Source organism: Nitrosomonas sp. Nm58, from assembly GCF_900107335.1.
Classification (GTDB): domain Bacteria; phylum Pseudomonadota; class Gammaproteobacteria; order Burkholderiales; family Nitrosomonadaceae; genus Nitrosomonas.
Map to the genome: position 1 here is coordinate 1 of NZ_FNPQ01000063.1, position 9,766 is coordinate 9,766.

Annotated in this window: 7 protein-coding genes and 2 pseudogenes; 1 reads left to right on the top strand and 8 read right to left on the bottom strand. The window is 46.0% G+C overall.

Annotated elements, in window-relative coordinates; genetic code table 11:
* A pseudogene (locus BLW34_RS13880) lies at window positions 1–231 on the top strand (hypothetical protein); the annotation flags it as partial.
* A gap of 275 nt (window positions 232–506) precedes the next feature.
* Here BLW34_RS13880 and BLW34_RS13885 read toward each other — a convergent pair.
* From BLW34_RS13885 to BLW34_RS15830, 8 genes and pseudogenes are all read right to left on the bottom strand, one after another.
* The gene (locus BLW34_RS13885) at window positions 507–1,502 is read right to left on the bottom strand and encodes a zinc-binding dehydrogenase (RefSeq protein WP_090580809.1); all 996 of its coding nucleotides are present in this window, start codon (window positions 1,500–1,502) and stop codon (window positions 507–509) included.
* 392 nt (window positions 1,503–1,894) lie between these two features.
* Window positions 1,895–3,454: a glutamine-hydrolyzing GMP synthase gene (gene guaA / locus BLW34_RS13890; RefSeq protein ID WP_090580812.1), complete on the bottom strand. Its 1,560-nt coding sequence runs from the start codon at window positions 3,452–3,454 to the stop codon at window positions 1,895–1,897.
* Window positions 3,455–3,468: 14 nt separating this feature from the next.
* Window positions 3,469–4,932, bottom strand: a complete 1,464-nt coding sequence (guaB, locus tag BLW34_RS13895) for an IMP dehydrogenase (RefSeq protein WP_090580815.1) — start codon at window positions 4,930–4,932, stop codon at window positions 3,469–3,471.
* 166 nt (window positions 4,933–5,098) lie between these two features.
* Window positions 5,099–6,184: an ADP-ribosylglycohydrolase family protein gene (locus tag BLW34_RS13900; RefSeq protein WP_090580816.1), complete on the bottom strand. Its 1,086-nt coding sequence runs from the start codon at window positions 6,182–6,184 to the stop codon at window positions 5,099–5,101.
* A 218-nt stretch (window positions 6,185–6,402) separates the two neighbouring features.
* Window positions 6,403–7,452, bottom strand: coding sequence for a class I fructose-bisphosphate aldolase (locus BLW34_RS13905; protein WP_090580819.1), 1,050 nt, complete (start codon window positions 7,450–7,452; stop codon window positions 6,403–6,405).
* A gap of 21 nt (window positions 7,453–7,473) precedes the next feature.
* Complete coding sequence (locus BLW34_RS13910; RefSeq protein WP_256203811.1) at window positions 7,474–8,334, bottom strand: DUF3025 domain-containing protein; 861 nt, start codon at window positions 8,332–8,334, stop codon at window positions 7,474–7,476.
* A complete protein-coding gene (locus tag BLW34_RS13915; RefSeq protein ID WP_090580822.1) occupies window positions 8,331–9,596 on the bottom strand; it encodes an MFS transporter in 1,266 nt (421 codons plus the stop codon). The genes BLW34_RS13910 and BLW34_RS13915 overlap by 4 nt, the downstream gene beginning before the upstream one ends.
* A gap of 73 nt (window positions 9,597–9,669) precedes the next feature.
* Window positions 9,670–9,766: pseudogene (locus tag BLW34_RS15830) on the bottom strand (IS5/IS1182 family transposase); the annotation flags it as partial.

The following is a 9,766-nucleotide window of genomic DNA, read 5'->3' on the forward strand; positions in this document are numbered from 1 at the left end:
CACCGAATGGATCGTTGCTGGTTACAGGGAAAACTGGGCGATGCGCTCCATGCAGTACTGTGTGCAACGGGTTACAACCTACGCTGGTTGCTGCGAGCAATGGTTCGCCTGGGGCTGAAGACGGCTTTTTTACGCATTTTATTGCTTCAGCTGGTCAATTCTATCAGGAGCGAACTTCTGACTGTTGATGTGAATACTCGGCATGTTAAATCTATATTAGCAGCCGGGTGAATTTTGCAGGGCCGACTATATACGGGAGCAGATAACGAAGAAGAGAACCAGAGCTGTGATCCCAAGAAAGTGCAATTCGGTAAAGGGTAATGCAGATATGGATTGGGGCTTGTATAGATACCGGCATTGGGTGGACGCTTTTAGCTAACATATACTGAATAGAATTTATAGGAATTAAAATCACCTTCTTCCTAATAAACCCTCGCTTTGCCAGGGGACATTTACTATCTTATTGCAGTCTAATCTTAAATCCTTACTGCACTACACCCCCTTTCCTACACCGTAATAACGATCTTTCCTATAGGATGATTCTGTTCAAGAAAATTCTGTGCGGTTGCGGCTTCTACTAGGTTAAAGGTATGTGCTATCTCAATCGTTAGTTTATTTTCATCGAATAAAGCCGCACAGTGTCGCAGTATCTCACCTTGATGCAGCTTCGCCTCTTCCAGATCCATCAGCGCAGGTGTCAGCATCAGCTCAAGACTGAAACGCACATTGCGCTTCCGCGCTTCGCTCCAATCGGTAGCAGGCGTAGGCTGTAAAATGGTTACTACGTCACCATAAGGCTTGACACAATTAAAGCAGCTTTGTAATACATCCGGACCGACCGTATCAAATGCAATATCCACACCATTACCAGCAGTCCACTGCACTACCTCTGCCACCACATCTTGTGTTCTATAATTTATTATTTTGTCGACACCCAATCGTGCCACGAAGGCAGCTTTTTCTTCGCTACTCACTGTTGTTATTACTTTAGCATCGGCAAGTTTTGCCAACTGAATGGCCGCATGACCTACACCACCCGCACCTGCGTGAATTAATACTGTTTGGCCACTGATTACGTGGGTTCGGTCATGCAAGGCTTCCCACGCAGTAATAAAAACCAGCGGCGCTGCAGCCGCTTGTACAAATGATAAAGAACGTGGTTTCAATGCCAGCAAACTGGCATCTACTAGCGCATACTCGGCATAAGTGCCCTGGCGTTGATTAAAACCCGGCTGTGAAAAATAAACCTCATCCCCGGCTTTGAAATTCTGCACAAGAAAGCCAACAGATTCCACGATGCCTGCACCATCACAACCTGGAATAACGGGAAAAGAAACAGGAAAGCGCTCGGGCGCAATTCGAATCTTAGTATCAATCGGGTTGACACCGATAGCTTTGATACGAACAAGAACTTGATTCTTACCGCAATGACTGGGAGTCTCTATATCACCGTACTGCAAAACACTAGACGAACCACCTTTTTCAAAATATACCGCTTTCATAACAGCTCCAGCATTATCTTTTTATTGGGTATTAAATATTGGTCAGACCACTCCAGTAGTTTGATTTATTCTGCAGCGCAGAAATATCATTTAACAGATTAGTTTCCAAATAGTTTAACCACAATCATTCAGAATACCGTCTTTTTGTTAATTTTTTATTCTAATTTCAAAATATTATATAAAAAAATACCATCACTTATGCCAAATTCAGGTGATGGTATACATTAAATTTATGGTATCAACAATTTGGGATGCCATCAACAATACCAATAAAAATGAGCACTTAAGGATGCTTCTAATTTCCGAAAATTGCCAAACACAAAAAACCCCGATTTCTCGGGTGTTTTCAGTAATTTCTTGCTTCTATATGCGAGTAGTCGCCAGACTAGGAATCATTCCCATTCAATTGTAGCGGGCGGTTTGCCAGAGATATCATAGACAACCCGGTTAATACCGCGTACTTCATTAATAATTCGGTTAGAAACCTTACCTAGCAAGGTATAGGGCAATTCTGCCCAGTGAGCAGTCATAAAATCCTGAGTTTGGATGGCGCGCAGTGCGATGACATACTCATAACTTCGACCATCGCCCATTACCCCTACTGACTTTACTGGCAGAAATACCGCAAAGGCCTGTGAGGTTCGTTCATACCAACCAGAAGCTTGGAGTTCTTCAATAAAAATCGCATCCGCCTGGCGCAACAGATCGGCATATTCATGTTTCACTTCACCCAAAATTCTGACGCCTAATCCAGGTCCTGGAAAGGGGTGACGAAAGACCATATCGTGAGGTAAGTCCAGTACCAAACCTAATTCACGAACTTCATCCTTAAATAACTCACGCAGTGGTTCGAGCAATTTAAGGTGTAACGTGTCCGGGAGCCCTCCTACATTATGATGAGACTTGATGGTATGTGCTTTCTTGGTTTGACTGCCTGCTGATTCAATCACATCAGGATAAATGGTTCCCTGCGCCAACCATTTGGCATCGGTAATTTTTGCTGATTCACGTTGGAATATCTCGACAAATTCCCGACCTATAATACGGCGCTTTTGCTCGGGATCAGTAACACCCTGTAATTGCTCCAGGAATTGTTTGCTCGCATCAATGTGAATCACTTTAACATTGAGATTCTTGGTGAATATTTCCATGACCTGTTCAGCTTCATGCAAGCGTAATAAGCCGTTATCCACAAAGACACATGTGAGTTGATCGCCAATTGCCCGATGAATCAGTACGGCTGCTACAGAAGAATCGACACCGCCTGACAGGCCCAGGATCACTTTGTCGTTACCAACCTTAGACTGGATTCTGCTAATCGATTCTTCTACATAATCGGGCATATTCCAATCATAACCAGCGGCGCAAATGTTATGAACGAAGTGCTCAATAATAACTTTGCCCTGTAAGGTATGCGTTACTTCCGGATGAAATTGCAGACCGTAAAATTGCCGCACCTCATCAGCCATCGCTGCGATCGGTGTCGCAGCATTACTTGCAATGACTTTAAAACCCGTGGGTAATCCAACCACATTATCCCCATGGCTCATCCATACATCGAGGACTATTTGGCCTTCTGGGCTGGTACGATCACGAATTTCATCAAAGAGTTTACAATCTTGGAGATATAGTTCGGCATAGCCAAATTCACGCTTTTTAGCGCTTTCTACACATCCACCCAATTGCGCAGCCATTGTCTGCATACCATAGCAGATGCCCAAAACAGGAACACCCAGCTCAAAAACAATTTGTGGCGCGCGCGGAGTATCTTCAATGAAAGCAGACGCAGGCCCCCCCGACAAAATAATGCCTATGGGAGAGAAATCTATAATAAACTGAGGATTGACATCATAAGGATGTAGTTCACAATAAACATTGGTTTCTCGAACACGACGAGCGATTAACTGGGTATATTGGGAACCAAAATCCAGAATAAGAATTTTCTGGTGCATAAAGAGATTTGCTTTTATTCGACCTGATAATTAGGTGCTTCTTTGGTAATCTGCACATCATGAACGTGAGATTCACGTATGCCAGCGGAGGTAATTTCAATAAACTCTGCTTTAGCATGGATTTCTTCAATAGTACTACAGCCCAGATAGCCCATGCTCGAACGCACTCCCCCCACTAACTGGTGAATGACAGAGGAAATCGGCCCTTTATAGGGAACACGTCCTTCCACTCCTTCTGGAACCAGCTTATTGGTATCTTGAAGCTTACTATCCTGAAAATAGCGATCACTCGACCCTTGTTGCATGGCAGAAAGTGAACCCATACCACGATAGCTCTTATATGATCTTCCTTGAAACAATTCAATTTCACCGGGTGCTTCTTCCGTACCAGCAAATAATCCACCTAACATAACAGTGCTGGCTCCTGCTGCAATCGCCTTGGCGATATCGCCTGAATAACGAATACCACCATCTGCTATTGCGGGTACGCCTGTTCCATCCAATGCTCTGGATACATTCTCAATGGCCGTAATCTGTGGCACCCCTACTCCGGCAACAATTCTAGTGGTACAGATCGAGCCAGGACCAATACCAACTTTCACTGCATCCACTCCGTTATCAACCAGTGCTTTGGCTGCCGCCGCAGTAGCAATATTACCGCCAACAACCTGGATTTTAGGAAAATGGTCCTTAACCCAGCGTACATGGTCAAGCACGCTCTGAGAATGCCCATGCGCAGTATCGACCACCAAAACATCCACCCCAGCTTCTATAAGTGCTTCTGCTCGTTCGTAGCTACCCTCACCGACGCCTATTGCCGCACCTACCCGCAACCGTTCCTGCTCATCCTTACTGGCATTTGGGTATTCTGTTGTTTTAGTAATGTCTTTGACGGTAATCAGTCCACGTAACTCAAATTCATTATTAATCACCAGAACTCTTTCCAGCCGATGCTTATGCAGTAAGGTCAAAACCTCTTCACGGGAAACGCCTTCTTTTACTGTTACCAAGCGTTTCTTAGGTGTCATGATATTTTTGATAGGCTGATCCAGATTGGTTTCAAATCGAAGATCCCGGTTAGTCACAATACCCACTACTTTGGAATTTTCAACGACAGGCAATCCGGATATCTTATGTTGCTGGATCAACTCAAGCACCCCTCGCACTGTCATATTGGGGGGAATCGTTATAGGATCCGTCACCACACCGCTCTCAAAACGTTTGACTTTAGTAATGTGTGCGGCTTGTGTTTCTATCGACATATTTTTGTGAATAATGCCAATACCCCCTTCCTGCGCAATGGCAATAGCTAATTGCGCCTCGGTAACGGTATCCATTGCTGCGGATACCAGTGGAATTTTGAGTTTAATGCTGCGGGTTAAGTGAGTAGTTAAATCTACATTTCGGGGTAAAACTGCTGAATGAGCAGGAATGAGTAAAACATCATCAAAGGTGAGGGCTTTCTGAATCAGTCGCATGTTAACGATCCTTTGCAAAGCGATATTATAACGAAACCACACATAAATATTGCAGAAAGTCCATAGCTACAGAAATTAACCACATTAAGCATACTGATAAAGTAACTCCCCTCATTTTCTAAATTGCTTGCTAAATGACCAGATAGCGATCATCGCCAACGTATTCTCAAGAAGCAACGCTCACTTTCGAAGCCAGATCTTCAGCCAGTTTTACAAGACCCGCACCCCCTTCAAGTCTATCAAGAAAGCGCTGGGGAATTCCAGATAAACCAGTTTGGGCACCTGTGAGCGCGCCCGTTAGAATCGCACGCGCCTGGTTTTGCCCTCCGCCATTAATCGCATGAAGGACGGCTGATTCGAAATCATTATGAAACCGGGCTGCCAAGTAATAAGCAGCCGGTAACTGATGATAGATAGCGCACGGCATGCCATAGACAATGGACACTTTCCACGCGGGCGCTATGCGGATTTCTGGATCTGCTACAGCTGCGGCCATATAAGAAGGGGTAAGCAATGCATCCGGAGAAGCAAAGCGGCCCGCGCGCGGAGGATCAGGATCGCCAAGGCGTGGCGGCTGCAAATCGTCGTGCGTCACTGCATGAAAAGGTAGTGCACCATTTTTCACTAGCTCCATAAGTTTTCCTGACAATTCAGTATCAAGCGCATGCCCTTGAACCAAAAGACCCAGCACAGCACCATAAGCTACGGTCATCGAAACCACCGTATCATCAACCTGGGTTAGCGTGGTATTGTCTGTAATAGCTGCTGCGAGCTGACTTGGTTGAAAAGCATAGCGCACAGCTATCGCCAACGTGCGCTCGATCGCTTCGGTCGTATCCGCATGACTACCTGTTTGTCCCCATGGCCGCTTCTGCTGTACGCGGCACCGCCATGCTTCACGGATCGATTGGCTGGTGTAGCCGCCAGGCCCGCACACGGGCGTGCCATCAAGCAGTGGAAACAGCTCTTCATCCATTCGCTGGCAGAAATCATCTTGATCGTAGCCACCGCAATCGACCAGCGAGCGAACCGTCAAAGCCAGAATGAAACCTGCCTGTGATAATTGACCAGCCTTACAGCCTACATGATAGCGATTGGGCTTGGGATCAGTGTAACCATCAATCCAATCACCGTAATCATTACGCAGTTCGTCGAGATTGTAATACCAATGGGGGCCTAGACCCAAAGCATCGCCAATGAATGCACCCATGATGGCACCCATGGCACGATCTTGAATATTTTTGTTTGGCATGTTTTTCTCCTATTGCCTCTCAGATGGTGTGAAGAAATCGGTAGCGAGTGTCCCACGCGCAAATCGGACAGAACGCAGCGACAAAAAAACGAATAGGGTAAGTTTAGATGAAGTCACATATCAAATAGATGGGTAGGAAACAAGCACTGCCCAACACAGCGATCGGAGTGCGCAGTAGATTTATTATCGAAACTCGTTGCACTCGTTTTCACAACATCTCAGGCGACAGTGATTTCTTGGGATCGATACACATCCTGGATGGCATTCAACAATTTGACACCTTCATCGAAGGGTTTCTGGAAAGCCTTACGCCCGGAGATCAGCCCCATTCCGCCTGCTCGTTTATTGATTACAGCCGTACGCACTGCCTGATGCAAATCATCTTTTCCAGATTCTCCGCCTGAATTAATCATCCCGACACGACCCATATAGCAGTTGGCTACCTGATAACGCACCAGGTCGATGGGATGATCACTGGTAAGATCGCTATATACCTTGGTGCTTGTTTTACCAAACTTAAGCGCAGTAAAGCCACCATTGTTTTCTGCCATTTTTTGTTTAACGATATCCGCTTCGATCGTCACGGCAAGATGATTGGCTTGGCCCGTCAGGTCGGCGCTAACATGGTAGTCTTTTTCTGCGGTCTTGAAAGCAGCATTGCGCGTATAAGCCCAGAGGATCGTTACCATTCCAAGGTCATGCGCATGCGCGAATGCTTCAGAAATTTCCTGTATCTGCCGGCGTGACTCCTCTGAACCGAAGAATACCGTCGCCCCAACCGCACATGCCCCCATGTCGAATGCTTGATCTACACTCGCAAATAAGGTTTGGTCATACTTATTAGGGTAGGTCAGTAATTCGTTATGATTGATCTTAAGAATAAAAGGAATTTTATGCGCGTAGCGGCGTGCCACCATCCCTAGCACACCCAGCGTGGAAGCCACTCCATTACATCCCCCTTCAATCGCCAATCTGACGATATTTTCAGGATCAAAGAACATGGGGTTGGGAGCAAACGAAGCTCCTCCTGAATGCTCCACGCCCTGATCGACTGGCAAAAGAGATAAATAACCCGTTCCTGCCAAGCGACCATGATTGTATAAAGCCTGAAGATTCCGTAACACACCCGGCTTACGATCACCAGCTGCCACTACCCGATCGACAAAATCTGGCCCAGGAACATGCAATCCTGCCTTAGGAATACCCTGACAAACGTGATTGAGCAGTTTATCTGCTTCATCTCCCAATAATCCGGCAATATCAGTCATTTCAACCTCCTTTATAAATTCTCAAGAAAAATTGCTTGATCTTGACTCTTTTTTCATCTTTCGTTGACGAAAATAACGCTGGTTATCATAGTACGATGAATCAGTATTATCAGATGACCAGCCTGGATAGCCTAACACAGGCACGGGTGTTAAATCAGCCGATGTCAAATATTCGCGCGCTAGAAAATTAGCAAGCCAAATATCAATCATGGCAATCTGATCGATCAATCCCCGTTCAAAAAAAGCTTCATTGACATGAAACAGAATACCTTTGCCTGTCATACCGAGATAAGGGCATAGCGCTTTCTCGTACAACCCATGGCCAAACAGAAAAAACTTCATTTGTTCAATGACTGCATCACGTTGCTCCCAGAACAAGGTTTTCCATTCAAAATTTTTTAGTAGTGTGATCAAGTCATCGTTGCTACTGGCGACGATGACTCCGGACTCATCAAGGAGCGTAGCCGCATCACGCAATGGACTACGCATTACTTTCTGATGCACGCTCTCCTGCAGCAAAGCACGATAATGCAACTGATTCAATGCTGCTTTAGAACGTGGGTAAGTTAACCAGACAAGGGCATTGAATAGATCATGCCAGTTGTGTTCGCGGGTTTGTATTTCTCCAGTCAAATAGATTCGAGGTTCATATCGTTGCACAAATTGGCGCGTAGCTTTTGCTTGTGGAACAAAACGTATTCGCTTGCCTGATTTTGTTGCAATCGCCCTAATGGGATCAGTATTCAATTGATTCAAGCATTCAATTCCAGGCCAATGATCAAGCTTCTCGAACGATTTCCCCGCTTCACGCACGGGCTCGAACATGGGCGAGGTCTGCAGAAAGCCTGAAACCCATTCATCTGAATGAGAACGCATCATCATTCCTGATGATTATTGACTTTAACTGCCAGCAAAATACTGAGTATCGTTGCAATGGCCGCAATGATTCCTACTGAATCATAATGGGTCAGCGCGCCATTTGCCGAAATTCCCATGATAGAACCAGCAAGTAATGAGGCCGAGCCTGCTGACAACTGTTGCACCGATATATTGAAGCTCAAAAAACTGCCCCGCAAACGAGGTGTCACACTAGCAGTCACCAGCGCCATGGCAGGAACAAACCGGCCAGAAACCAACATCATGAACAGCGTCGAAATACCCACCGCAAAAACTGTTGGCACCGGTGATAAATGCGTCACCATCAGGATAGGAAAAACTGACAAGGCCGCCGCCACCCCAAATATTTTTCTTTTGCCGTGGTAATCAGCCAGCTTCCCAAAGAAATGGGCAGTAAAGAAGGTTGCTAATCCACCAAAAAAATAAAGATAAGGCAAATCGACTTCTGCCATACCCACATTGATCACCATATAAGTGCTGATGAAAGGGCTCACAGAAAAGCCAGCAAACATCAGCGTAGCAATTAAAGCAAAGGCATATAAGTGATTGCGTACCCAGAAGATTGCGCGTAACTGCCGGAATGGGTGGCGTTCCTGATGATGGAGCAGATGACTGCGTAGTGGCGGCAACACACGCAGCACTACGATCACCATTACACAGCTGAGAGCGGTCAGCAGAAAATAGGAAGCGCACCAATCGATTAGATTAGCAAGCAACATGCCTATTGGCATGCCGATCACTGCCGCCATTGAGAAAGCTGACATGATGGTACCTGTCGCCACACCCCGCCGTTGCGCTGGAATAACGTCCGCAACAATCGCAAAGATAATAGCACTCAGGATGCCACTAACACCGCCTGCTACCGCACGCGCTAGCAGGAGCATTTTATAATCGATTGCCAGCGCGCAGATCAGCGTGGCAATGCCCATGCCGCCACAAAGTAACAGCAAGATGATCTTGCGATCAAACCGATCAATGACAAATGAAGCGAAAAAACTGCATATTGCAGCACTGAATGCATAGGCCGAAATGAGTGTGCCAAATTGTTGCGGCGTAATAGCAAACAACTTCATGAATTGCGGACCCAATGGCAGCATCATCATGAAATCCATGATATGCATGAAATGCGCGCCAACCAACACCGCCAGGATAGGCCGTTCCCGCATGACTGGCCGCTGCGGGCGAATACCGCACTCGATTCGTTCGGCGCTGCTGCCCGCCTGGAGAATATTTTCAGTTTTTTCCAAAATTCAACCTAATTAATCAATTGTCAATGATTACGTTCCGCAAATATCATGACAGACACATCTAAGAGTCTGTTCAAAATCTTTGCAGTAACAATGCCAAGAAAGCAAGATGGACGAACTGTAGGCTGGTGTTGAGTTTGCGTTCACAATTTTTCCACAGCCGCCGGCAT

Excerpts from the sequence above, each read along its gene's own strand:
- BLW34_RS13885 (WP_090580809.1), bottom strand. The coding sequence starts at position 1,502 with ATGAAAGCGGTATATTTTGAAAAAGGTGGTTCGTCTAGTGTTTTGCAG.
- guaA (WP_090580812.1), bottom strand. The coding sequence starts at position 3,454 with ATGCACCAGAAAATTCTTATTCTGGATTTTGGTTCCCAATATACCCAG.
- guaB (WP_090580815.1), bottom strand. The coding sequence starts at position 4,932 with ATGCGACTGATTCAGAAAGCCCTCACCTTTGATGATGTTTTACTCATT.
- BLW34_RS13900 (WP_090580816.1), bottom strand. The coding sequence starts at position 6,184 with ATGCCAAACAAAAATATTCAAGATCGTGCCATGGGTGCCATCATGGGT.
- BLW34_RS13905 (WP_090580819.1), bottom strand. The coding sequence starts at position 7,452 with ATGACTGATATTGCCGGATTATTGGGAGATGAAGCAGATAAACTGCTC.
- BLW34_RS13910 (WP_256203811.1), bottom strand. The coding sequence starts at position 8,334 with ATGATGATGCGTTCTCATTCAGATGAATGGGTTTCAGGCTTTCTGCAG.